Annotated in this window: 1 protein-coding gene; it reads right to left on the reverse strand. The window is 24.0% G+C overall.

Annotated features, from left to right (window positions below; all coding sequences use genetic code 11):
- Positions 1 to 330 (reverse strand): hypothetical protein (locus IE226_RS43695; RefSeq protein WP_190087101.1); only part of this gene is annotated, 330 nt, incomplete at its 3' end.
- Positions 331 to 786 lie beyond the last annotated feature (456 nt).

Raw genomic sequence — 786 nt, forward strand, 5'->3', positions numbered from 1 at the left:
TTCTAAGCGGGTTTTGTCCTTTTCTTGTGTCAAACTTTCGGACAATGAAAGAATTGTGTTACGAAATTTCTTTCGAGCAACTTTTTTCTCTTTATCTGAAAGTTCTGAAAAAATTTCTTCTTTATAAATGTCTGATTTTTTTACACCAAAAGAAGTTTTTAAAAGTCCTTCAGTAGATTTATTCAAATTAGCTAGAATATCTTTATAAAGAATATTGTTTGCTTTTGCTTGTGCTTTAGCTTTTTTAGCATTTACTTTGTTGATTTTTTCTTTTGAAGAATTTTCAACGTTTGCACTCTCATTAACTGAAACTAAATTTTCTTGTAACATAATTTTAAATGCTTTAAAGTTTGAATTTATATTATTATAACCTTTCTACATAACTTTAAAGACAATTAGAAAAGTAGAAAGGTTTGAAAATTATAATTTCATTGTTTCAAAATGTCAAATGATAAAAACACTATCCATACAAAAGTAGCTTTCATCTCTCTTTCTGTATTACAAAGATACAACTTAAATTTTAATTAGCAAAATTTTCAAAGATTTTTTTTTGAAAAATTTTTCTTATTAAATTTTAGAACTCTTATCGTTTCCGACATTGCAAAGATAAGGACTTTATTTTAATCTACAAAAAAATTCGAGAAAATTTTTTGTTAAAAATGAATTTTATTATTTTAAGAGTAATTTTCAGAAAATATTTGCATATCTCAAAAATTTTATTATTTGCGCATACATTATTTATTATCAAAAATTTTTATCAAATTTCCACCCATTAACCTCCGGGCG

Source organism: Streptomyces longisporoflavus (assembly GCF_014649775.1).
In the GTDB taxonomy this organism is placed as follows: domain Bacteria; phylum Actinomycetota; class Actinomycetes; order Streptomycetales; family Streptomycetaceae; genus Streptomyces; species Streptomyces longisporoflavus.